Origin of the sequence: Sulfurimonas sp. (genome assembly GCF_023229025.1) — a bacterium.
In the GTDB taxonomy this organism is placed as follows: Bacteria; Campylobacterota; Campylobacteria; order Campylobacterales; family Sulfurimonadaceae; genus Sulfurimonas.
Map to the genome: position 1 here is coordinate 73697 of NZ_JALOAA010000001.1, position 21357 is coordinate 95053.

Consider the following 21357-nt stretch of genomic DNA (forward strand, 5'->3'; position numbering starts at 1 on the left):
AACATTAAGGCTCTTTAGTTAAAATATTCATACTTATGAGATTTTTCAAAATCTCTGCTTCCTCATCATAGTTCTCTTGATACCTACCAAGCTTTAGTGAGCTAAAAATAGGTCCTCCTATAACAACCCTACCCTCAGCCTCATCTTTTTTTGTTTTAATACCCCATGTGTTGTGAAATACAACAATTTCATCACTGTAAGTACCCACATAAAGAACTATATGCCCTTTTTTGTAAAGAAGTGTCTTAAAAGGGATGGCTCTCTCTTTTATGGCTCTTATTTTTTGCTCATCGGATAAATTTTCCAAAGAGATAACACTTCCTATTTTACTCTGCTGATAGGAGTTTCTAGGTAGCCATATACCAAAGGGTGTAAACATATCTCTTAGCATTGAAGAGCAGTCTCTTTGTTCATACATTCCACCCCATCCATAATTTGTCTTTGAGACCTCATTGATTATAGAGACAAGGTTTTCTCTGTCAAACTTAAGTATCTCTTTTGTTGCTATACTTTTAGATATTTTTGATTTTAAAAAGAGAGGTTTTCTATTTTTATATGAAGATACAGCTAGGATAGTATATGTATCTTCATCTTCAGAGATAAGCGCAAACAACATTCCTATTTTTGATTTAAATAAAAAGTTACCGTCAATATCATAAATAGGCTCATTCTCTAGAGTAATAGCAACCTGCTTAGCTTTTTGCCAATCTTGAGTGTGCTCATCTTTTAAAATAACAAACTCATCTGATTTTAGCCATCCAGATGCATAACTACTAAATACAAATGCCCACTCTTTATCTTTTGTATAGTGTGATATAAAAAGAGGCTCATTTGCATGTATTGAACTATTTTGAAGATAATCAAAAGGGAAGCCTTCCCCTGCTGCCGTTGGGTCTTTTAGTAGAGGTCTTATCGTCGGGAAAGCTCTCATGTTGCTATATTTTAGCGTCACCGCCTTTTTATTGATAGTGCCATACGCCTCAAAATTTGCATTTTCTCTCATCTCATCAAAAAAACTTTGCTCTAGAAGTTGAAGATTCTCTCCATAGCTTTTGTTAAATGTAAATGATACAAACGGCCACATTGCAGATTTTAAATCCTCTTTTGGTTCATCAATATTCCATACGCTAAAATAGTTTCGCTCATACTTTTGTTGAGCATCTTGTATATTTGAATCTTCAACAATGTTCTTGGCAAAATAGCTCACATCCTGAGGAATATTGAGCAAATCATATATCTCGATATCTCTAGTCTGTAGTTTTTCAACACTCTTGCTTGGGAGATTTATTGATGTTGCTTCAACTTCAGCTAAAACATCTGACTCAACTATCTTTGACGTACATCCCGCTAATAAAAAAATCAACAATACTAAAAATAAATACTTCACTATTAAACCTTTTTTAGTCAACACTGCCAAATCTACTTACTACTCTTCCTACTACCTCTATCTCTGAGGGATTAAGCGTCTGGGTTGAGTAGACTTGATTATCGGATATTATATCTATTTTTCCGTCAATTCTCTTTTGTACTCTCTTTATAAATAGCCCCGCTTCTGTTCTTATAGTAAATATTCCGCCTCTTTGCAAATCAGTCTTGCTCCTGTTAATAAAAACTATATCGTTATAACTAAAAGTCGGCTCCATAGAGTCTCCTGTTACATTTATGGCTTCTATATGCTTTAACTCCCTCTCTCCCCCTAGCATCATAACAAACTCATGAGGAATCTCTATACCCTGAACCTCTTGCTCATCTACATCTGCTCCACCACCGGCTGAGGCATTGACATCTCCAAAGTACTTGACCATAAAAAATCTATTTGTTGCTTCAACAAGACTCTCCGGGGATTGACCGTAGAGCATCCAGTTTATAGATATGGACTTTGTTGCACAAAAATCTAAAAGTTCACCAAAAGGAATTTTATTTCTTTTTTTCATTGTCGCAAAATTCATCTGAGATATGCCAAGAATATCTGCAACATCCTTATCATATACCCTTTTGTTATTAAACTCCGTAGAGACTATACTTTTAATCTCTTCTACAATCTCAAGAAAACTTTTCATCCCATCTCCTTTATAGTAAATAGTAAGCTATTATATTGAATTTTTGCAATTTAGTCAAAATAAATATGGCAAAATGCAATACTTTTTATATTTATATGAAATTATGTGTACTATTTATAAAAATAAAAGGATTTAAGATGTCAATTATGGTAAAAAATGTACAAAGCATGTTAGAAAAGTTTGAAGATACTATAGAGAGATGGGCACAAAAGTTTCTCTAAAGGGTATCCTCTTTGTTTTTTTGCTTTTTTTCATCTGCTTCTCTTTGCGCAGATTTATTTTTATGGTAACCGCCAAAGATAAAAACCATAAAAAGTACAAAAAGAATCATCATGACTATATTAACAAACTGGCTCATAGGCTCCCTTTAAGTGCTGTGTAGTTTTGTCGTATGGCCTCATAAAGCACTATTCCCGTGCTTATTGCTAAGTTTAGGCTTCTGCCGTCTTTAGTCATAGGTATAGTTACATTTTGCTCTTTATATGCATTTAATATTTTTTCAGGAATTCCTGCCGTTTCACTTCCAAAAAAGATATAATCGCCATCCTTGAACTCTGCCTCAAAGTACAGTTTATCAGTTTTTGTAGTAGCAAAATGGGCATTATCTGTTATTTTATTATTTTTAAAAAAATCATCCAAACTCTCCCATACATGAAAATCTAGCTTATGCCAATAATCAAGCCCTGCACGTCTTACGGCTTTTTCATCAATATCAAACGCTATGGGCTTTATGATATGAAGAGATGCCCCGGCATTTACACATAGGCGACCTATAGCTCCTGTATTGTTTGGGATTTGAGGATTTACCAAAACAAGATTGAACAATCTTATCCTTGAAAAATTACGGTTTTGTTGGCATTGACAAAGATTCTATCTTCAAGTGCCAGCTTTAGTGCTCTAGAGAGGACGACTTTTTCCACATCTTTACCTAAGCGCTGCATATCTTGCCACCCGTAAGCGTGATCTACATGTATAACATCTTGAGATATAATAGGACCTTCATCTAGATTATTATTTACAAAATGTGAGGTTGCGCCTATAATTTTAACACCTCTTTCATAAGCCTGCTTATAAGGGTTTGCGCCTATAAAAGCAGGTAGAAATGAGTGGTGTATATTGATAATTCTGTTTTCATGCGCTTCAACGAATTTAGGCGTCAATATTCTCATATATTTTGCTAAAACTATATAATCTACCTCTTCAAACTTAGATAAATACTCAACAATCCTATTCTCATGCTCATCCCTACTTAGTCCTACATGAGATATACAGACAAATGGTATATTAAATTTGCTAACAAGCGACTCTAGATTATTATAGTTTGATATTACACACAAGATATTTGCTTCAAGCTCTCCAGCCTCATTTCTGATTAAAATATCGCCAAGAGCATGCATCTCTTTTGTTGCCATTATAATTATATTTTTGTTTTGTGGAGCAATAACCTCGATGTTTGCGCTCTTGGGCATAACATCACTTATAAGCTGGTGCAGTCTATCTAAAGTAATATCACCTTCAACGACACTTCTCATAAAAAATTTATTTTTCTCTTTATCAACAAACTCGCTATTTGAAAGAATATTCATATCACTTTTATAAAAAACTGTAGAGACTTTATGAACCAAACCTTTTTTATCATCTGCATCTATGAGAACTCTGTATTGACTCATCTGCACTCACCTCTTTGCAACTCTTCGACTCTTGAGTCGATAGTAACAAGCACATACTCTAAAAAATTTAGCGTCAAATCTATTTTTGCCTCTATATTTGTATTGTTTGGTGCCTGAAAGCCCTCAAAAAGCACAAGCAGTCTCTCTCTTATAGAGTTTAAAAAAAGCAGTTCACTATTTATGGAGTGCTCTCTCTTGAAATCATCCTCATTATCAACCTTTGACTCATCAAGAGGGTCTGCTTTTGGCTCTTTTTGTTTTTCCTCTTTTGAAGTATTAGTCGGCTTTATGCTCTCTATAATATTTTTTTCAGGTTTTCTATTTTCCATCTCTGCTAAAGTTGAGAGAATTACATCTTTTAGCTCCATAACTTCAATAACCACCTTTCAAATTCATTAAACTCAACATCATCTTGCATCTTTATAAAATAGTCCCTCATTTGAGTATCCACATTTAAGAATTTTTTTCTCATACCCGAGAGTCTTCTAATAGCAATCTTTGCATCGCTATTTGAAGGATCCTTTTTTAAAACATCTTTATATATTTCAAGAGCCTCTTCTTTTAGCCCTTGAAGTTCATAAATATTTGCTAGAGTTAATGTCTTCATTTTGCCGCATAATTAGCAATAATTGAGCCCATTTCACTTGTTGAACAAACCTCTTTAGCATCATACTGTGCTAAATCTTTTGTCCTATATCCCTCTTTTAATGCTCTTTTTATAGCGCCATCTATCTTATCAGCCGCTTCGCTTAGACCTAATGCATAACGAAGCATCATAGAAGCAGATGCAATCGTAGCAATTGGGTTTGCTATGCCTTGACCTGCAATATCCGGTGCAGAGCCGTGAATAGGCTCATAAACACCTATTTTAGCTCCTACTGATGCTGATGGAAGAAGCCCGATAGAACCTGAGAGCATACTTGCTTCATCACTCAAGATGTCACCAAATATATTTCCCGTAAGCATTACATCAAACTGTCTAGGGTCACGAATAAGCTGCATCGCGGCGTTATCGACATACATGTGCGAGAGTTCAACCTCCGGATACTCTTTTGCTACTTCCGTAACAACCTCTCTCCAAAGCTGGGAGACATCAAGAACATTTGCTTTATCTATCGAGCAGACTCTCTTGCTTCTTGTCATTGCAATTTTAAATGCCTCATGAGCAATGCGGACAATCTCCTCACGGGTGTAGACCATGGTATTCCAGCCTCTATTTTCGTCACGCCCTTTAGGCTCGCCAAAATATATTCCGCCTATTAGTTCACGTACAACCATCAAGTCAACGCCCTCTACGACTTCCGGCTTTAGTGATGAAGCGTTGACAAGCTCATCATATACAACGGCAGGACGAAGATTTGCATAGACTCCCAACTCTTTACGGAATCTTAAAAGTCCGCTCTCGGGTCTTTTTTCACGAGGAAGATTGTCCCATTTTTCTCCACCTATTGCACCAAAAAGCACTGCATCGCTATTTAATGAGATTTTAATCGTCTCCTGCGGAAGCGGGTCACCTGTAATATCATAAGCGCATCCACCCATAAGAGCCTCTTCGTACGAGAAATCTATATCGCAACATGAAGCTACCGCATCTAATACCTTAACAGCCTCATCAATAATTTCAGGACCGATTCCGTCACCTTTTATAAGTGCAATTTTATATCTTTTCATTACTTGCCTTCTATCTCATTTTTTGCAAAATTCATAAGTCCACCGGCATCTATAAGCTCTTGCATAAAAGCAGGAATAGGAGTAAAGTTATAAGTCTTGCCTGATGTTTTATTTGTAATTGTTCCTCTGTTCATATCTACGCTTATCTCATCGCCCTCTGCTATCTCTGCGCTCTCTTTGAGCTCAAATATAGGAAGTCCCATATTAAATGCATTGCGATAAAATATTCTTGCGAAAGTAGGAGCAATAACTGCGGCAACACCGGCAGCTTTAAGAGCTATCGGAGCATGTTCACGAGAGCTACCGCAACCAAAATTCTCATCTGCAACGATAACGTCGCCTCTGCTCATTTTATTTACAAACTCAGGGTCGGCATCTTCCATGACATGCTTTGCCAACTCCTCCGGTACAGACGTGTTTAAATAACGAGCCGCTATAATTAAATCTGTATCGATATCTTTCCCAAATCTCCAAGCTTTACCGTTAATATTTGCTTTTTGCATATAAAATCCTAATCATCTTATTATAAATTAATTTTGCGATTATACCCAAAATGATATTTTAGTTTTATAAAGAGCCTTTATGCCCTAAATATCACTTTTTAAGCCTTACTTCATACAAATCTTCTCTTCTATCTTTTAGGTTTGTGACTCCCCCAAAAGAGTGGAGCTCTTTTAAGAGATCCAAATCAACATCTGCAACAAGTATCATCTCCGTATTTGGTGTTGATTCTGCCTTTATTCCGTTTGAAGGAAATGCAAAGTCACATGGAGTAAAAACTGCTGATTGTGCATACTGTATGTCCATATTACTTACCTTTGGCAGATTTCCGACACATCCGGCAATTGCTACATAGCACTCATTCTCTACCGCTCTTGCTTGTGAACAGATTCTCACTCTAGAGTAGCCGTTTTGCGTGTCTGTTAAAAATGGAACAAATAGTATCTCCATCCCCTCTTTTGCAAGTATTCTTCCAAGTTCGGGAAACTCTGTGTCATAACATATTAGAACTCCGATTTTCCCGCAGTCGGTATTAAATGTTTTTATTTCATTTGAGCCTTTTAGACCCCAAATTTTTGTCTCATCTGGAGTTACATGTATTTTAGAGTACTTCTCATGAGTTCCGTCTCTTCTGCATAAAAATCCAACATTATAGAGATGACCATCAACTAGCTCAGGCATACTTCCCGTAATAATATTGATGTTATATGAAATAGCTAATTTTGAAAATTCATCTCTAAATGTATGAGTATAGCCCGCTAACTCTCTTATGGCCTCAGCTTCATTTAGATGATTATATTTTGACATAAGCGGGGCATTAAAAAATTCGGGAAAAACTGCAAAATCACTTCTGTAGTTTGATACTGCATTTATAAAGTATTCCGCTTGCTGGAGCACCTCTTCAATATTATTATAAGGTCTAACTTGCCACTGAATAAGTCCAAGCCTGATAACCGTTTTTTGAGTAATTGGATTTTTCTTTGGCTTTGTGTAATATATATTGTTCCAAGCCAAAATCGCTGCATATTCACAACTCTCCTTATCACCCTCTAAATAGTTTTTAACAACACGTCTGACATAAAAGTCGTTTGAGAGCTGAAAATTTAGTACATGATCATCAATCTCTTTCTCTTTGACTTTTTGAATATACTCTCTAGGGGACATTTTTTTTGCATATTTTTCGTAGTTTGGAAGTCTGCCGCCAAAAATTATAGCCTTTAAATTAAGCTCTTCACAAAGCTCTTTTCTATAGTCGTATAATCTTCTACCAAGCCTTAAACCACGATATTGTTTACTTACAAAAACATCAACTCCGTATAAAACATTGCCAAGAGGATTTAATGTTTTAAAGGTATAGTCACCTGTAATCTCTCTATATGTGTGTGAATCTTCAAACTTATCATAATCAACAATCATGCTAAGCGCAAAACCGACAAACTCACCGTCAATCTTAATACTAACCTGCCCTTTTGGAAACTTGTTTATCAAAACACTAAGCTCTTCTTTACTCCATGTAGAGTCTTTGAGGTGTCTATACTCATCTTTCATAAGTTTTGCTACAGCCATGTGATCATCTATCTCTAAATAATTTAACTCGACCTTCTCTATATTTTTTAAATTCATTAATATTCCTACTTAAATACTCTTGGTTTTATACACAATTATAATGCACATTGTACTAAAAGTAGTTTGATGTTTTGTTGATTAGTAAATAAAGCATGATAAATAACTTGATATCAATTAGTATCAAGCTATTTTAAGGAGCTTGATTATCTTTTTAGATTATTTGTAGTTTGAAGCATTTCATCACTTGTAGTGATTACTTTTGAGTTGGAATCATATGCACGCTGACCTGTTATGAGGTCTGTTAATTCAACAACAAGCTCAACATTGCTAAGCTCAACAAAGCCCTGTCTAAGAATACCAAGTCCATCTAATCCAGGAGTTCCTTCAACCGGTTGACCGGAGCTATCTGTCTCAATATATAAGTTGTCTCCCATAGAGTGAAGTCCTGCAGGATTTATAAAATTAGTCAATGTAATTTGACCTATTTGAGTTGCCTGAGTCTGTCCAGGCTGAACAACACTTACCGTACCGTCAGTACCTACGCTAATATTTGTCGCATCAGGTGGAATAACAACCTCAGGGACCATTCTGTAGCCGTCACTATTTACGATTGTTCCATCTTCATCTATCTTAAAAGCGCCGTTTCTTGAGTAAACTTCAGTTCCATCAGGAAGCTCTAGTTTAAAAAAACCTTTTCCCGTTACCGCCAAGTCTAATTCATTATCGGTCTGCTTTAGGCTGCCCTCTGAGAATATCTTGTTTATCGCAGTAGGTCTAACGCCAAGTCCAATCTCAATACCGGTAGGACTTTTTGTAACATCACTTGTGGATGTTCCCGCATACTCCATGACTTTGTACATAAGGTCTGCGAACTCTGCACGAGACTTTTTAAAGCCTATTGTATTTACGTTGGCAATATTGTTTGCCGTCGTATCTATCTGTGTCTGCATACCCAACATTCCTGTTGAGGCAGTATAAAGTGATTGCATCATCTTCTAAACTCCTTAAGATTTTCTAGCAATTTTTTCAATTGCATCACGGTTCATATCGTTCATCTGTGTATCCATCGCTTTTTGGTACATTCCAACTAAGCGGTTTGTCTCTATCATCTGTGTCATCATCTTAACGGCATTTACATTGCTTTTCTCTACAAAGCCTTGCATAACGGCACCGCTCTCCTCCATACTCTCAAACTCCTGTTCGCCGTCATATCTATAGAGATTGCTTCCCTCTTTTTTAAGAAACGCGATATTATCAGGCTGTGCGACAAATAGTTTAGAGTTTGGTGCAAAGTTTGCACTATTTGGAATATTTGTATATATCTGTCCGTTCTTATCTATCTCAATTATGCTATCCTCTTGATTGAGGGTTATTGGCTGCTTTGTTTCAAAATAGTCACTCGGCAACACCTCGTAACCGCTTTTTGTTATAAGCCTGCCCTGATCATCTCTCATGAAGGTGCCGTCTCTGGTAAATCTTACTCCCTCGGGTGTCTTGACCAAAAAGAAAAGTCCTTCTCTTGAGAGAGCCATATCTAGAGGATTGTCACTTTTTTGCATATCCCCAAGGGAGTGATCAGTGTATGAATCAACAACCTGCGGAGCCTTGTTCATCGCTCTATTTAGAAACTGTGCCGCCTCTTTTGTTTGATTTGCATTAGGCAGTTCGTCTCTTGCTTCTTTGTAGAGACGCATAAAATCACCGACTACTAAATTATCCTCTTTAAAACCGACAGTATTAACATTAGCAAGATTGTTTGCAATAGTATCAAGACGATTAAACTGAGTAACCATACCGGCTGCTGAACTATAGTATCCGCTTTGCATAAAGTACCTTTGAGAAATATTTTCAAGTTAAAAGCAATGTCTGTTCCAATTTAAAAAGAAGGATACATTAAGAGTGTTTGGGTATAATCCACCTTTGAAAAAACTTAATAGATAACAAGGTGTATTTTATATGACAGCTAAAGAACTAAACAGAGCTATTGAATCATTCTTCCTAAATCAAAAACCAAAAGAGTGCTTAACTTACGAATCACTAATAGAACTTTTTGATAAACAACCTACTGCCTCACAAGCCGCAAATATATATAAACTTACACAAAAGCACAAAGCTTGTATCTATACGGCATCCGAGCACGCAAAGCTTCTAAACGATAAAGAGGCGGAAGCAAGAAGAAGTGCTCAAAGAAAGATGATAGAAAATAATGAAACGGACAACTTTGATATACTAAAAGAGCATGAGCTATTAGAGTGGTCCCGCTCTGACTCTCCGGTTAGAATGTACCTTCGTGAGATGGGTCAAATACCGCTTCTTACAAAAGAAGAAGAGATAGAGATAAGTAAAAAAATAGAGAGCGGAGAGAGAATCATTATAGATGCAATATGCTCCGTTGCATATCTAATAGATTTTATCCTAGACTATAAAGAGCCGTTAATCAATCGTGAGAGAAGAGTAAAAGAGCTATTTAAAAGCTTTGAAGATGAAAAAGACGATGATGCTGATGAGTCTGATAGCGGTGACGACAAAGATAGTGAAAGCGAGGATATTGAGGAGCCTGTAGATAAATCGCTTACAGTAAAAGATAAAACTAGAGTCGAAAAAGTCACAACAAGCTTTAAGGCTTTAGAGAAAGCTAAAAAAGAGTGGGTAAAATTAACTGAAAAAGCACCCCAAGATTTAGATGGGGAGCTAACGCCGGAGATAGTACACTACTTTTTATCAGTTACATTTAAAAAGAGTATCTTAAAAGAGAAGTTACTAGATTTAGGTCCTACTTCTAAGCTTATAAACGAGCTAGTAAAGGCTATGGAGACTGCGCTTAAGAGTGATGAAGGGTATGAGAAAGAGTTAAAAAGATTGGAGTACAAACTTCCCCTCTTTAACTCAACTCTAAAAGCAAACCATAAAATTTTAGTTGGAAAAATTTGTGATTTAAATAAAGAAGATATCGCAGGTATGGTTCCTGAAGCTACAATGGTTAGCACATATATGGAGATTAAAAAACTAGTTCAAACTAAAGAGGCTTCAAAAAATAGCTTTGATATGGAGCCTGAAAAACTCTCAGATATTCTAGAACAGATAAAGCGCGGTAAAAATATCTCTGAAATCTCAAAAACAAAGATGGCAAAATCAAATCTAAGACTTGTCGTCTCTATCGCAAAGAGATATACAAATCGGGGACTCCCTTTTCTTGATTTGATTCAAGAGGGAAATATAGGGCTTATGAAGGCTGTTGATAAGTTTGAGTACCAAAAAGGGTATAAATTCTCAACATATGCTACATGGTGGATTCGTCAAGCAATATCCCGCGCAATCGCTGATCAGGCAAGAACGATTCGTATTCCAATCCATATGATAGAGACTATAAACCGTATAAATAAAATTATGCGTAAACATCTTCAAGAGCATGGAAGAGAGCCTGATGTAGAGATAATCGCACAAGAAGTGGGTCTCTCTATTGAGAAGGTTAAAAATGTTATTAAAATCACAAAAGAACCTATAAGTCTTGAAGCTCCTATCGGTAGTGAAGATGATGGACGTTTTGGAGATTTTATAGAGGATAAATCATCACTCTCCCCATCTGATTCAATACTCAAAGATGACCTGAGGGTTCAGATAGAGAATGTTTTAGAGCAACTTAACGAAAGAGAAAAAGCAGTTATCAAACTTCGTTTTGGAATTATGGATGATGAGAGCGATAGAACACTAGAGGAGATAGGTAAAGAGCTTAGTGTAACACGCGAGAGAGTTCGTCAAATCGAATCAAGTGCTATTAAAAAGCTGAAGCACCCTAAAGTTGGAAGAAAACTTAAAAACTACATAGAAGAGTAGATAAAATGACATTTGAGCAGCAATGGGTTGAGTATGACTACAACCCGTTTGTGCTCTTTAATTCAAATGGAAAAGTTATATCGCTAAACGAACAAGCTCAATTCTTGCTTGGCTCTATCACTACAGAAGAGCTTTTTAATCTTGCTACTACTTATGCAAATGTCTCATTTGGATTTAAGACTACTTTTGTTGAGTTAGGTTTTGGCCGCTATAAATTTTTTGCGCTTACAGTCGGATATGAAAATGATGATATTATAGGTATAAAACTATATCAAGCTCCATCTTTTAAATTAAACGCTCAAAGCTCACTTCTCGGCGAATTAGCTAATATCTATACATTGGTTGATTTGTGCATATCGACTTACTCTATAAACTCAAAAATAGTTTTTGAAAAAGATTTTGATCCAACTATTCCGGAAGTTATGCTTGATTCAAATAACTTCATAAAGATATTAAATAAGATATATCACTGCTATGAAGATAGCCAGAGAATATTGACTAAAATATTTTACAGAGTCGGTGAACATATAAAATTTGATAATAAAAAATATAGTATATTCTCTATTGAAATTAGCGGTAGTGATATAAATAACAAGAGAGTTGATGAGCTAAAGAGTATATCAATAAATAGTAGTTTTTATATAGATATTGAAAAAAAGATAACTATTAATATACCTATGATTACCTCATAGCTCTTTTGCAAAAAAGTATCCGGCTACAATTCCAACCAACAATGAGGGAAGATAGATAGAGATATCTAGTAGTTCATTGTTTTTAAGAGCTATAAAACCTAAAACTAAAAACAGATACGGAACCACTCTAAATAGGGAGACTCCGGCTCTGGAGCCCTTTTTTATATCTTTTATATTTAATATTTTTATCTTTTTCTTCTCTTCTTTGACAATTGCCTTGATATCTAGCTCATCAATAGGTCTATTATCTATCTCGATATCTTCATAAAGCTCATATGGATCTTCGATTTCATCTAGTATGTCTCTTTTTTCATCTCTGTTTTCAAGCTCAACCTGCTCTTTTATCATTTTTTTATAGGCATAAGCAGAGCCCGCTATTATAAAAAAACTACTTAAAAATGCTATTTGAAGATTTATAAAAAATTCAAAAGAGATGATATTTGTAAGCAGAACAAGAGATTGGATTATAACTACTAATTTAATAGTTTTTTTCACTCTCATCCTCATCTTCATCATCTTTGAGTTTTTTCTTTACGGCATAACGAGGCTCTTTTGCAAGCTCTTCATACTCTTTATACTGTTTTGAATAGGCTTTATAGACATTAAGTACTGCTGCTGCTATACCGATAAAAACGCCTATCCAGAGAGTCCAGCCGGCACCTGTTAAATTTTTAAGTAAAATACCAATACCGACACCCATAAGAATTGCTACAACTATAGAAATTCCCAAAGAGAGACTATCTGCCGCTTCGATTATGGGTTTTATTTTAGGAGCTTTTTGCTCCTCCTTATCACTATTATGCATTATCTGTTATCTCTTTAAATACTTTTGCGCTTGCTTTGATTGCATCTTCTATCATCTCATCTGTAGTAGCTGTTGAGATAAAGCCTGTTTCATAAAGTGAACAAGCAAAATAGAAGCCCTCTTTGAGCATTTTGGAGTGGAATCTAGCAAATAACTCTGCATCAGAGTCACAAGCATCGGCAAAGTTCTTTACAGGTTTTTCATTAAAAAAGAAACCAAACATGCTGCCTCTTGTGTCTATCTGCATAGGAATATTAAAAGCTTGTGCCTCTTTTTTCATTCCCTCTACCAATCTTTTTGCTCTTTGGTTTAAAACAGATATAACTCCGGGATTATTCTTCAGCTTAGAGATTGCAGCAAGACCTGCTGCCATTGCAACGGGGTTACCGCTTAGTGTTCCTGCTTGGTAAACCGGTCCTTCTGGAGAGAGTTTTGCCATAACATCAGCTCGTCCGCCAAAAGCGCCGACCGGCATGCCTCCGCCTATGACTTTACCCAATGTTACAATATCGGGCTTTACTCCCGTAATAGACTCTGCACCGTTTATAGTAGCACGAAAGCCGCTCATAACTTCATCAAAGATAAGAAGAGTTCCGTTTTTATCACACAGCTCTCTTAATTCATGTAAAAACTCTTTATCTGCAGGAACAAGACCCATATTTCCGGCAATAGGCTCAATAATAATACATGCAATATCGCTTGAGTCTGCAAAACACTTCTTTACACTATCAATGTTGTTGTACTCTGCTAAAAGTGTATGTTTTGTAAAATCAGCCGGTACACCGGGTGAACTTGGGTTTCCAAATGTTGCCGCACCGCTTCCGGCTTGCACTAAAAGAGAGTCACTATGCCCATGATAACATCCTGTGAATTTTACAATATCATCACGTCCTGTATATCCACGAGCAAGACGAATAGCGCTCATAACTGCTTCTGTTCCGCTGCTTACAAATCTAATCTTATCTATAGAGTCAAACATCGAGATTACAAGCTCTGCCAAATCACTCTCCGCTTGCGTTGGAGCACCAAAACTTAGCCCGCGCTTTACAGCTTTGATAACAGCGCTTTCTATGGCTTCATCTCTATGCCCAAATATAAGCGGCCCCCAGCTTTGAACAAAATCCACATATCTATTTCCATCAATATCTTTAAGGTATGCACCCTCTCCCTCTGCTATAAAAAGAGGTGTCCCCCCAACACTGCTAAATGCTCTTACCGGCGAGTTGACACCGCCTGGAATTAAATCTTGTGCCTGCTCAAAAGCCCTTAGTGAACCATCTATACTCATAAAACACCCTTAATAATTTTTTATCATTATAGCAGAGTTGTATTAATCTATATTTGTTATAATCACTCAAATTTTCATAACTGGATAAAATGTCTTGAATCGCTCATATTTTGCTCTGTTTGTTGCACTTTTAATTCACTTTGTGTTGCTACTACTCTTCTGGCTTCTTGGCACTATGGCTCCTCAGATAAAACAGCAGCCAAAACCAGAGGAGAAGAAAATAAAAGTTTCACTCAAGGAGATGCCAAAAATCTCTAAAGATGCAGGCGATAAAAAAGAGATTATTAAAAAGCCTCAAGACATTGCACCTCCAATGCCAAAGGGAAGTCAACTAAAAGAGATAGTGACTCCGCTAAATAAGAAACCACCGATAAAGTATGAGCCAAAAAAAATTCAAAAAGAGCACAAGCCCTCTGTAGAAATACCAAAAGAGGTGCAAAAAGAGCAAGCAGTACAACAGCCAAAAGTAGAGCCGATTCCTCCAAGAAAACCATATATACCTACTCCACCGCCTGCTAAAAAGTATATTCCAACAGCTCCGCCGCCACCTAAAGAAGATAAAGAGGAAAAAGAGGCTTATAGCTGGCTTTATGAAGATAAATCAGCAGAAGAAGCTAAAGAGAAAGAGGCTAAACAGAGCTTAGGCAGTAGTATAGGTAGCTCATCTCTAAAAGAGCTCTACGGTGATGAGTTTGGCAAACTCACACCCGGGCAACAGAAGTATCTTATTGATAATCAAGAGATTATGAGAAGAATAACTCAAGAGGTTTTAAATAGAGTAGCTGGGGTAAACCTAACTAGAGATATGAATGTCAATAGAACCAATGTTGTTGAGTTTTATCTTCATCCAAACGGAGATATAAGTGACTTTAAATTCCTTCAAAAAAGTGGATACTATATTCTAGATGATACCACTAAAGAGACAATTGAGTTTGCATACAGCAGATACCCGAGACCTGATGAGAAAATATTGGTCCGGTATAATGTATTTTATAATTTAGCTAGATACTAAAGGGATGCTCATTATCGTTTGAATTTAGTAGAGCTAATGCACCCTTATAGATAGGCTCATCTATAAATCCAAACTCCTCATCTTCAAAGCCTGTAATACCCTCTTCTCTTTTGAGTTCAAACAGTTTTATGATGTTTTTTGCTCTTAATATCTCTTTTTTATCATCTGCAAAAACTTCATTTACAATTTTTGCTTGTGTCGGTGACACACACCCTTTTGCATCATATCCCATTTTTTTTTCTAAATAGAGCCACTCTTTAAACTCGTCTAGCTTCTTAAACTCCTGATAAACAAATGAGACAGGTCTAACACCGACTACTCTACAGGTAACTAAGAAATGAGACAGTATATAGAGTAGAGTTGGGTTATCTCTTTTTATGAGGCTTTGTGGAAGTTTCATATCCGCAAAAAGATCTAAAACCCCAAGATAAAATGTCGTTACTTTTTTATTGACTCTTAATGATGAGAGATTTTTCCATGCTTCATTGGTCTCTATTGAGAGATGAAGTTCTATTTTTTCATCTAGTAATTCGTAAACGGTCTCGACCTCTTTTGCTTCTCTAATTTTTGGTACTCTTATAGCATCGGGCATAAATTGGTTTAGGTATGTTATCTCTTCAAAACCGCCATCATCAAGAGCATTAACCCTTACAATAAGCTTCTTGTCACATCTTTTATGATGAGATAAAAAAATAGCACATAACACAAGTCCAAAAGGCTTCTCTTCTTTGCTCACACCATCTTCAAGGTTCAAAACTATGCAGTCAGCCTCAAGAGAATCTATCTTCATTAAATGCGCAAGATTATTACAGGAGAGCATAAGCGCAGACTTAAAATCTCCTCTTCTATTTATCGTTCTGTGTGTTGGAATAGCCAGCTTGTCTAGTGCAGCTAAGTCTCTACTCTCATAAGCCTCTTTTATCTGCTCAAAATTACTTAACATTTAAAGAGCTCTCTGTTTTTTTCTCTTGGAGATAAAAGTATAATGCCTTAATCTCTTGTTGTGTTAGAAAGTACCTAGGCATGCCATTTTTTCTAACATTAAGCGAGTTGAAAAAATCATTAAAGTTCATGCTGTTTATTACCGGGCCTATAAAACTTTTCTTCTCGTTTTTGTGCTCATACTTAGCAACTATCTTCCCCTCTCCAAACTCTCCATGACACCTGTGACAACCAATGCCTCTTGGGTTTTTATAGAGGGAAGAGGCGTACTCCATAGGAGTTATAAAACTACTTTGTGCCAGTAGATAAAACGGCAATAAAACCAATAATATACTCCTCATAAAGCCATCCTTTAACATATAAAGGTATAATAACAAAAAAATAATATTATGAGGTTTAAATGCAACTTCTTGATGGAAAAGCGCTATCTGCAAAAGTAGAAAAAGAGATTGCGGATGAAGTAAAAATTTTAAAAGCCGATACAGGGTTAGTTCCGGGTCTTGCAGTTATTTTAGTTGGACAAGATCCGGCAAGCGCGGCTTATGTGAGAATGAAGAAAAAAGCGTGTGATAGGGTTGGTTTTTACTCGGTAACTCATGAGATGCCCGATGACATTTCACAAGATGCAATAGAAAAGACTATTACCATGATGAATGACAACCCAAATATTGACGGAATCTTGATTCAACTCCCTCTTCCACCGCAAATAGATACAACAAAGATACTTGAGCTTGTAGATCCAAGCAAAGATGTTGACGGCTTTCATCCATACAATGTGGGAAGACTCACAACTGGACTTGACGGATTTGTTCCATGTACTCCTCTAGGAGTAATGAATCTTTTGCATGAATATAACATAGATGTAAAAGGAAAGAACTGCGTAGTAGTAGGTGCCTCAAACATAGTAGGAAAACCTATGGCTTCGCTACTTTTAAACGCTAACGCAACTGTTGAGATTTGCCATATTTTTACAGATGATTTAAAAACACACACACTAAGGGCAGATATCTTGTTTGTTGGCGTCGGCGTAATAGACCTAATTAAAGAGGATATGGTAAAAGATGACGTTATTGTTATTGATATAGGTATAAATCGTGCAAATGACGGCACTCTTGTAGGCGATGTGGACTTTGATAGAGTTAGTAAAAAATGCTCATATATAACTCCTGTTCCGGGTGGAGTAGGACCTATGACAATAGCAATGCTTCTTAGTAATACGCTAAAAGCTACAAAAGCACACGCAGACGAAAGAGAGTAGATGAAAGAGATTTTACACAAAGCATACAAATTTTCAAACTCATGGACGGGAACTATTGTAATAGTTCTATTTGTTATATTTTTTATTGCGCAAGCTTTTAAGATTCCAAGTGGCTCAATGAAGGACTCCTTACTTATAGGAGATCACCTATTTGCCAAAAAATTTGCATACGGTATTCCTATGCCTCACCTACCGTTTTTAGAAGTATCTATAATGCCTTGGAGCGACAAGCTTCGTCTAATGGACGGAGATAGACCGCAAAGAGGAGATATTGTAATATTTAGACCTCCTCACAATACAAAACAGCACTTCGTTAAAAGATGCGTAGCGCTCCCCGGGGATGAACTCTTTGTGGCAAATAAAGATTTATATATTCATCACAACGAGGGCGATGAGTGGATAAAGAGCAATTTTGACAAAGAGGATATAGTAATCTTTGCAGAGAAACTCTGGGTTAAAAATCCATACATGAAAAAACATCACGGCATCCATCATGATGAAAAAATAAAATATAATGAACAATACCCGATGCCGATATTTAACTTTGCTCCAATCAAGGTTGATGAGGATCACTACTTTATGATGGGTGACAATCGTGATCACTCAAACGACAGCCGTTTTTGGGGAGCTGTTCCTTATGAAAATATAGAAGGAACACCTTGGTTTGTTTACTTCTCGATTGATGAAGATTGGGAAATAAGATGGGATCGTATAGGAAAATCACCTACCGACTTAGAGTCTCCTGAGCATTTAAACAGAGCTGTTCAAGAGAGATTAGCAAAAGATAAAGACGATTATGGAATCTATTGATTTATTAAAAATTGCCGCTGCCGTCCTTGCTCTTATAGTAGCAATAGTCGGGCATGAGATAATGCATGGATGGGTCGCTTACATGTATGGAGACAATACCGCAAAAAATGCGGGCAGACTCTCTATAAACCCCATCTCTCACATAGATTTAGTCGGTACGATTTTAGTACCTGCGGCTATGTATTTTTTACCAATGCTTCTTACGGGAGAGAGCGGATTTTTATTTGGGTGGGCAAAACCTGTACCTATTAATATGAGAACAGTTTTAAATAGAGGTGGCTATAATGCCGCAATGCAAGTTGATTTAGCAGGAATAGTTTATAACTTTACCTTAGCAGTAGTAGCTTCTATTGTTGTACTTAGCATGTCTCAACCAAACAATAGTGACAGTTTAATCTATATATTTGCTTATCTATTTATGTTCCAGTTGCTTATTATAAACGTTGTCTTAGGTGTCTTTAACCTCCTACCTATACCTCAATTTGACGGTGCGCACTTTATTATGCACCTCGCACTAAAATACAAAATAAACTCCGTAGCAGAGTTCTTTTATAAAAATGAAAGATATGGAATAATTATAGTTTTAATAATTTTGATGACACCGCTAAAAAATTATCTGTTACTGATGCCTGTGCAGATGATTTTAAATCTGTTATTATTATAAAAGGAGAAGAAGGTGAAATTTTATATAGCTACCGATCATGCAGGAATCGAGCTTAAAGAGTACACGGTTGAACTACTAAAAGAAAAAGGTCATGAAGTTGTAGATTTGGGACCTTTTTCAAAAGATAGGGTTGACTACCCCGATTATGCCACAAAGGTTTGTGAAGCAGTTTTAGTAGATAACAGCTCGCATGGCATCTTAATTTGCGGCTCCGGAATAGGTATGAGCATGGCGGCAAACAGATATAACGGTATTCGTGCCGCACTTTGTCATGACGCCTACACAGCAACTGTAGCCCGCGCGCACAATGATGCAAATATACTATGCTTTGGCGAAAGAATTATAGGTAGAGGCGTGTGTGAGTCTATCGTTGATGCTTGGATTAAAAACAGCTTTGAGGGCGGTCGTCATAGACAAAGAGTAGAGAAAATCGAAAAAATTAACTCTTAATACGCAAAAGGAAAACTTATGTTTCTAGAATGGTCACTTTTAACAATACTATCTATCTTGTCTGTCTATCTTTTTGTTAAGATGTTTTACTTTAAAAGCATCACCAATAAAGAGCAGCGAAATAATGATTTAATGAAACTAACCCTTCAAGAGGCGGAGATACTCATTAGAAAGTATCAGATTCAACTACAGAGGGCTCTTGGAAACGTTGATATTTTAAGTGATGAGTTGACAAAACAGAAGAATGAACTCAAAGTACTAAAGCAGAGAAATACCAAATATAGGCAAGAGACAGATCGTCTCAATAATAAAATTAAAGCTCTAGAGGGTCGCATAGACGCCCTGATATAAGGAAAAAATATGACACTTAGCAACACAGAAAGAAGAATCATAGAGAACTCAATCCGAGATATAAAAGATTTTCCAAAACAAGGTATTGTATTTAAGGATATAACTACTCTTTTAAATGACAAAGAAGCTTACGGCGTAACTATGAACCATCTCTATCAAAGATATAAAGAGTACAATTTAGACTTTGTAGCGGGCATTGACGCAAGAGGGTTTATATTTGCTGCTGCATTAGCACAAATGCTTGGAGTAGGATTTGTTCCTATTCGCAAAAAAGGCAAGCTTCCTTATACGACAATAGGAGAGAAATATTCGCTTGAATATGGTGTAGATGAAGTAGAGATTCATATAGATGCTTTTAGTAAAATCCCAAGTGCCCGCGTACTTCTTATTGATGATCTAATTGCAACCGGAGGAACAGCAAACGCTTCGGCAAAACTAATAAATCAAGCCGGTGCGACTTGTGTTGAAGCATGTTTTATTGTTGCTCTTAGCTTTTTAAATGCACAAGAGGAGTTGAGAAAAACAACTCCTACATACTCTTTGATTGAGGTGAAATAATGTATATGCCATCTGCTTCAAAATTTGATCCTGATGAAAATGGTCATTTTGGAGCCTTTACCGATAATAGTGCTTCTTTTGGAGGTAGGTACGTTCCTGAAACGTTGATGCCGGCACTCCTAAAGCTACAAGAAGAGTATAAAAAGATACGTTTTGACAAAGAGTTTTGGAAGGAGGTAGATTACTACCTCAAAGATTATGTAGGTCGCCCCTCCCCGCTCTACTATGCTAAAAATATATCTGATGAACTCGGTGCAAAGATATACCTAAAAAGAGAAGATTTAAACCATACCGGAGCACATAAAGTAAACAATGTAATTACTCAAGGACTTATGGCAAAGAGACTTGGGTATAAAAAAATAATCGCTGAGACGGGTGCGGGTCAACATGGTGTTGCTACTGCTACTATCTGCGCACTTTTAGATTTGGAGTGTGAGATATTTATGGGTGCAAAAGATGTTGCGCGTCAAGAGCTTAATGTCTTTCGCATGAAGCTTCTTGGTGCAAAAGTAAACTCTGTGCAGAGTGGAAGCAAAACCCTAAAAGATGCTATGAATGAAGCAATACGTCACTGGGTAACAAACACAAGAGACACCTTTTACATTATAGGAACTGTTGCCGGTCCACACCCATACCCTATGATGGTAAGAGACTTTCAGGCAATTATCGGTTATGAAGCAAGAGCGCAGATTTTAGAAAAAGAGAATCGCCTGCCTGATCATGTTATAGCATGTATAGGCGGAGGCAGCAACGCAATAGGTTCTTTTCAGCACTTTTTAGAAGATAAAGATGTTGAGTGTATCGGCATAGAAGCCGGCGGCCACGGCATAACAAGCGGACAACATGGTTGCTCGCTAAATCAGGGACGTCCCGGTGTTTTACATGGTCAGATGAGCTACCTTCTTCAAGATGAAGATGGACAAGTAATTGAAGCTCACTCCATAAGTGCCGGACTTGATTATCCGGGGATTGGACCTGAGCACTCATTTCACCATGACAACAAAACAGTAAAATATGACCATGCGACAGATGAAGAGGCACTAAGTGCATTTGTATGGCTCTCACAAAAAGAGGGAATTATTCCGGCATTTGAGAGTGCGCATGCGATAGCGTATCTTAAAAAGATGTCAGATATTAAAGACAAACTCATCATCGTAACCTTATCAGGCCGTGGAGACAAAGATATGATACAGGCAAAAGAGTTATTAAATTTCGACAATTAAAT

27 protein-coding genes are annotated in these 21357 nt (G+C 36.7%); 10 read left to right on the top strand and 17 right to left on the bottom strand.

The window, feature by feature from the left end; all coding sequences use genetic code 11:
• Nucleotides 1-4 precede the first annotated feature (4 nt).
• From M0Q20_RS00375 to M0Q20_RS00430, 12 genes are all read right to left on the bottom strand, one after another.
• Nucleotides 5-1387 (bottom strand): NlpC/P60 family N-terminal domain-containing protein, encoded by a 1383-nt coding sequence (locus M0Q20_RS00375; RefSeq protein WP_295057469.1) that lies wholly within the window; start codon nucleotides 1385-1387, stop codon nucleotides 5-7.
• Nucleotides 1388-1400: 13 nt separating this feature from the next.
• Entirely contained in the window at nucleotides 1401-2060 is a 660-nt protein-coding gene (locus M0Q20_RS00380) for a LexA family transcriptional regulator (RefSeq protein ID WP_295057472.1), read from the bottom strand.
• 217 nt (nucleotides 2061-2277) lie between these two features.
• Entirely contained in the window at nucleotides 2278-2418 is a 141-nt protein-coding gene (locus tag M0Q20_RS00385; protein ID WP_295057474.1) for a hypothetical protein, read from the bottom strand.
• Complete coding sequence (locus M0Q20_RS00390; protein WP_295057477.1) at nucleotides 2415-2885, bottom strand: tRNA (cytidine(34)-2'-O)-methyltransferase; 471 nt, start codon at nucleotides 2883-2885, stop codon at nucleotides 2415-2417. Before M0Q20_RS00390 ends, M0Q20_RS00385 begins: the two co-directional genes overlap by 4 nt.
• Before the next feature lie 2 nt (nucleotides 2886-2887).
• On the bottom strand, nucleotides 2888-3730 hold the full coding sequence (purU, locus tag M0Q20_RS00395; RefSeq protein ID WP_295057480.1) for a formyltetrahydrofolate deformylase: 843 nt from the start codon (nucleotides 3728-3730) through the stop codon (nucleotides 2888-2890).
• Complete coding sequence (locus M0Q20_RS00400; protein ID WP_295057482.1) at nucleotides 3727-4113, bottom strand: hypothetical protein; 387 nt, start codon at nucleotides 4111-4113, stop codon at nucleotides 3727-3729. Before M0Q20_RS00400 ends, purU begins: the two co-directional genes overlap by 4 nt.
• On the bottom strand, nucleotides 4089-4337 hold the full coding sequence (locus M0Q20_RS00405) for a tetratricopeptide repeat protein (RefSeq protein WP_295057485.1): 249 nt from the start codon (nucleotides 4335-4337) through the stop codon (nucleotides 4089-4091). The genes M0Q20_RS00400 and M0Q20_RS00405 overlap by 25 nt, the downstream gene beginning before the upstream one ends.
• Nucleotides 4334-5401, bottom strand: a complete 1068-nt coding sequence (gene leuB, locus M0Q20_RS00410; RefSeq protein WP_295057488.1) for a 3-isopropylmalate dehydrogenase — start codon at nucleotides 5399-5401, stop codon at nucleotides 4334-4336. The genes M0Q20_RS00405 and leuB overlap by 4 nt, the downstream gene beginning before the upstream one ends.
• Entirely contained in the window at nucleotides 5401-5904 is a 504-nt protein-coding gene (locus M0Q20_RS00415) for a 3-isopropylmalate dehydratase small subunit (protein ID WP_295057491.1), read from the bottom strand. The genes leuB and M0Q20_RS00415 overlap by 1 nt, the downstream gene beginning before the upstream one ends.
• 91 nt (nucleotides 5905-5995) lie before the next feature.
• The gene (locus tag M0Q20_RS00420; protein WP_295057494.1) at nucleotides 5996-7525 is read right to left on the bottom strand and encodes a bifunctional GNAT family N-acetyltransferase/carbon-nitrogen hydrolase family protein; all 1530 of its coding nucleotides are present in this window, start codon (nucleotides 7523-7525) and stop codon (nucleotides 5996-5998) included.
• A gap of 146 nt (nucleotides 7526-7671) precedes the next feature.
• Entirely contained in the window at nucleotides 7672-8460 is a 789-nt protein-coding gene (gene flgG / locus M0Q20_RS00425) for a flagellar basal-body rod protein FlgG (protein WP_295057497.1), read from the bottom strand.
• Nucleotides 8461-8472: 12 nt separating this feature from the next.
• Nucleotides 8473-9294 carry a flagellar hook-basal body protein gene (locus M0Q20_RS00430; RefSeq protein ID WP_295057500.1) on the bottom strand — a complete coding sequence of 274 codons (822 nt, stop codon included), beginning with the start codon at nucleotides 9292-9294 and terminating at the stop codon, nucleotides 8473-8475.
• 130 nt (nucleotides 9295-9424) lie between these two features.
• On the opposite strand from M0Q20_RS00430, the gene rpoD reads away from it, so the two are divergent.
• Complete coding sequence (gene rpoD / locus M0Q20_RS00435) at nucleotides 9425-11302, top strand: RNA polymerase sigma factor RpoD (protein WP_295057503.1); 1878 nt, start codon at nucleotides 9425-9427, stop codon at nucleotides 11300-11302.
• A gap of 5 nt (nucleotides 11303-11307) precedes the next feature.
• A complete protein-coding gene (locus tag M0Q20_RS00440; RefSeq protein ID WP_295057505.1) occupies nucleotides 11308-11994 on the top strand; it encodes a hypothetical protein in 687 nt (228 codons plus the stop codon).
• Here the strand turns inward: M0Q20_RS00440 and M0Q20_RS00445 are convergent.
• Genes M0Q20_RS00445 through hemL form a run of 3 tightly spaced genes read right to left on the bottom strand, consistent with a single transcriptional unit; the run spans nucleotide 11989 to nucleotide 14087 of the window.
• Complete coding sequence (locus M0Q20_RS00445) at nucleotides 11989-12495, bottom strand: hypothetical protein (protein WP_295057691.1); 507 nt, start codon at nucleotides 12493-12495, stop codon at nucleotides 11989-11991. The two genes, M0Q20_RS00440 and M0Q20_RS00445, sit on opposite strands and share 6 nt — an antisense overlap.
• Nucleotides 12473-12799: an AtpZ/AtpI family protein gene (locus M0Q20_RS00450; RefSeq protein ID WP_295057508.1), complete on the bottom strand. Its 327-nt coding sequence runs from the start codon at nucleotides 12797-12799 to the stop codon at nucleotides 12473-12475. The genes M0Q20_RS00445 and M0Q20_RS00450 overlap by 23 nt, the downstream gene beginning before the upstream one ends.
• Complete coding sequence (gene hemL / locus M0Q20_RS00455) at nucleotides 12792-14087, bottom strand: glutamate-1-semialdehyde 2,1-aminomutase (protein WP_295057510.1); 1296 nt, start codon at nucleotides 14085-14087, stop codon at nucleotides 12792-12794. The genes M0Q20_RS00450 and hemL overlap by 8 nt, the downstream gene beginning before the upstream one ends.
• A 94-nt stretch (nucleotides 14088-14181) precedes the next feature.
• Here hemL and M0Q20_RS00460 point away from each other — a divergent pair, with 94 nt between their 5' ends.
• Nucleotides 14182-15099 carry a hypothetical protein gene (locus tag M0Q20_RS00460; protein ID WP_295057512.1) on the top strand — a complete coding sequence of 306 codons (918 nt, stop codon included), beginning with the start codon at nucleotides 14182-14184 and terminating at the stop codon, nucleotides 15097-15099.
• Here M0Q20_RS00460 and M0Q20_RS00465 read toward each other — a convergent pair.
• Both M0Q20_RS00465 and M0Q20_RS00470 read right to left on the bottom strand, forming a co-directional pair.
• Complete coding sequence (locus M0Q20_RS00465; RefSeq protein ID WP_295057515.1) at nucleotides 15089-16042, bottom strand: aldolase/citrate lyase family protein; 954 nt, start codon at nucleotides 16040-16042, stop codon at nucleotides 15089-15091. The genes M0Q20_RS00460 and M0Q20_RS00465 overlap by 11 nt on opposite strands.
• Entirely contained in the window at nucleotides 16032-16382 is a 351-nt protein-coding gene (locus M0Q20_RS00470; protein WP_295057518.1) for a cytochrome c, read from the bottom strand. Before M0Q20_RS00470 ends, M0Q20_RS00465 begins: the two co-directional genes overlap by 11 nt.
• A gap of 59 nt (nucleotides 16383-16441) precedes the next feature.
• Here M0Q20_RS00470 and folD point away from each other — a divergent pair, with 59 nt between their 5' ends.
• From folD to trpB, 7 genes are read left to right on the top strand one after another with little or no spacing between them, the layout of a single operon-like run.
• Nucleotides 16442-17299 carry a bifunctional methylenetetrahydrofolate dehydrogenase/methenyltetrahydrofolate cyclohydrolase FolD gene (folD, locus tag M0Q20_RS00475; RefSeq protein WP_295057521.1) on the top strand — a complete coding sequence of 286 codons (858 nt, stop codon included), beginning with the start codon at nucleotides 16442-16444 and terminating at the stop codon, nucleotides 17297-17299.
• Nucleotides 17300-18109 (top strand): signal peptidase I, encoded by an 810-nt coding sequence (lepB, locus tag M0Q20_RS00480; RefSeq protein ID WP_295057524.1) that lies wholly within the window; start codon nucleotides 17300-17302, stop codon nucleotides 18107-18109. It begins immediately after the preceding gene.
• Nucleotides 18096-18773 carry a site-2 protease family protein gene (locus M0Q20_RS00485; protein WP_295057526.1) on the top strand — a complete coding sequence of 226 codons (678 nt, stop codon included), beginning with the start codon at nucleotides 18096-18098 and terminating at the stop codon, nucleotides 18771-18773. The genes lepB and M0Q20_RS00485 overlap by 14 nt, the downstream gene beginning before the upstream one ends.
• A 12-nt stretch (nucleotides 18774-18785) precedes the next feature.
• A complete protein-coding gene (gene rpiB / locus M0Q20_RS00490) occupies nucleotides 18786-19223 on the top strand; it encodes a ribose 5-phosphate isomerase B (RefSeq protein WP_295057529.1) in 438 nt (145 codons plus the stop codon).
• Nucleotides 19224-19241: 18 nt separating this feature from the next.
• Nucleotides 19242-19574, top strand: a complete 333-nt coding sequence (locus M0Q20_RS00495; protein WP_295057532.1) for a hypothetical protein — start codon at nucleotides 19242-19244, stop codon at nucleotides 19572-19574.
• A 9-nt stretch (nucleotides 19575-19583) separates the two neighbouring features.
• On the top strand, nucleotides 19584-20132 hold the full coding sequence (locus tag M0Q20_RS00500; protein WP_295057535.1) for an adenine phosphoribosyltransferase: 549 nt from the start codon (nucleotides 19584-19586) through the stop codon (nucleotides 20130-20132).
• The gene (trpB, locus tag M0Q20_RS00505; protein ID WP_295057538.1) at nucleotides 20132-21355 is read left to right on the top strand and encodes a tryptophan synthase subunit beta; all 1224 of its coding nucleotides are present in this window, start codon (nucleotides 20132-20134) and stop codon (nucleotides 21353-21355) included. The genes M0Q20_RS00500 and trpB overlap by 1 nt, the downstream gene beginning before the upstream one ends.
• Nucleotides 21356-21357: the final 2 nt, after the last annotated feature.

Excerpts from the sequence above, each read along its gene's own strand:
- M0Q20_RS00380 (WP_295057472.1), bottom strand. The coding sequence starts at position 2,060 with ATGAAAAGTTTTCTTGAGATTGTAGAAGAGATTAAAAGTATAGTCTCT.
- M0Q20_RS00385 (WP_295057474.1), bottom strand. The coding sequence starts at position 2,418 with ATGAGCCAGTTTGTTAATATAGTCATGATGATTCTTTTTGTACTTTTT.
- purU (WP_295057480.1), bottom strand. The coding sequence starts at position 3,730 with ATGAGTCAATACAGAGTTCTCATAGATGCAGATGATAAAAAAGGTTTG.
- M0Q20_RS00405 (WP_295057485.1), bottom strand. The coding sequence starts at position 4,337 with ATGAAGACATTAACTCTAGCAAATATTTATGAACTTCAAGGGCTAAAA.
- leuB (WP_295057488.1), bottom strand. The coding sequence starts at position 5,401 with ATGAAAAGATATAAAATTGCACTTATAAAAGGTGACGGAATCGGTCCT.
- M0Q20_RS00415 (WP_295057491.1), bottom strand. The coding sequence starts at position 5,904 with ATGCAAAAAGCAAATATTAACGGTAAAGCTTGGAGATTTGGGAAAGAT.
- M0Q20_RS00420 (WP_295057494.1), bottom strand. The coding sequence starts at position 7,525 with ATGAATTTAAAAAATATAGAGAAGGTCGAGTTAAATTATTTAGAGATA.
- flgG (WP_295057497.1), bottom strand. The coding sequence starts at position 8,460 with ATGATGCAATCACTTTATACTGCCTCAACAGGAATGTTGGGTATGCAG.
- M0Q20_RS00430 (WP_295057500.1), bottom strand. The coding sequence starts at position 9,294 with ATGCAAAGCGGATACTATAGTTCAGCAGCCGGTATGGTTACTCAGTTT.
- rpoD (WP_295057503.1), top strand. The coding sequence starts at position 9,425 with ATGACAGCTAAAGAACTAAACAGAGCTATTGAATCATTCTTCCTAAAT.
- M0Q20_RS00440 (WP_295057505.1), top strand. The coding sequence starts at position 11,308 with ATGACATTTGAGCAGCAATGGGTTGAGTATGACTACAACCCGTTTGTG.
- M0Q20_RS00445 (WP_295057691.1), bottom strand. The coding sequence starts at position 12,495 with ATGAGAGTGAAAAAAACTATTAAATTAGTAGTTATAATCCAATCTCTT.
- M0Q20_RS00450 (WP_295057508.1), bottom strand. The coding sequence starts at position 12,799 with ATGCATAATAGTGATAAGGAGGAGCAAAAAGCTCCTAAAATAAAACCC.
- hemL (WP_295057510.1), bottom strand. The coding sequence starts at position 14,087 with ATGAGTATAGATGGTTCACTAAGGGCTTTTGAGCAGGCACAAGATTTA.
- M0Q20_RS00465 (WP_295057515.1), bottom strand. The coding sequence starts at position 16,042 with ATGTTAAGTAATTTTGAGCAGATAAAAGAGGCTTATGAGAGTAGAGAC.
- M0Q20_RS00470 (WP_295057518.1), bottom strand. The coding sequence starts at position 16,382 with ATGAGGAGTATATTATTGGTTTTATTGCCGTTTTATCTACTGGCACAA.
- folD (WP_295057521.1), top strand. The coding sequence starts at position 16,442 with ATGCAACTTCTTGATGGAAAAGCGCTATCTGCAAAAGTAGAAAAAGAG.
- lepB (WP_295057524.1), top strand. The coding sequence starts at position 17,300 with ATGAAAGAGATTTTACACAAAGCATACAAATTTTCAAACTCATGGACG.
- M0Q20_RS00485 (WP_295057526.1), top strand. The coding sequence starts at position 18,096 with ATGGAATCTATTGATTTATTAAAAATTGCCGCTGCCGTCCTTGCTCTT.
- M0Q20_RS00495 (WP_295057532.1), top strand. The coding sequence starts at position 19,242 with ATGTTTCTAGAATGGTCACTTTTAACAATACTATCTATCTTGTCTGTC.
- M0Q20_RS00500 (WP_295057535.1), top strand. The coding sequence starts at position 19,584 with ATGACACTTAGCAACACAGAAAGAAGAATCATAGAGAACTCAATCCGA.
- trpB (WP_295057538.1), top strand. The coding sequence starts at position 20,132 with ATGTATATGCCATCTGCTTCAAAATTTGATCCTGATGAAAATGGTCAT.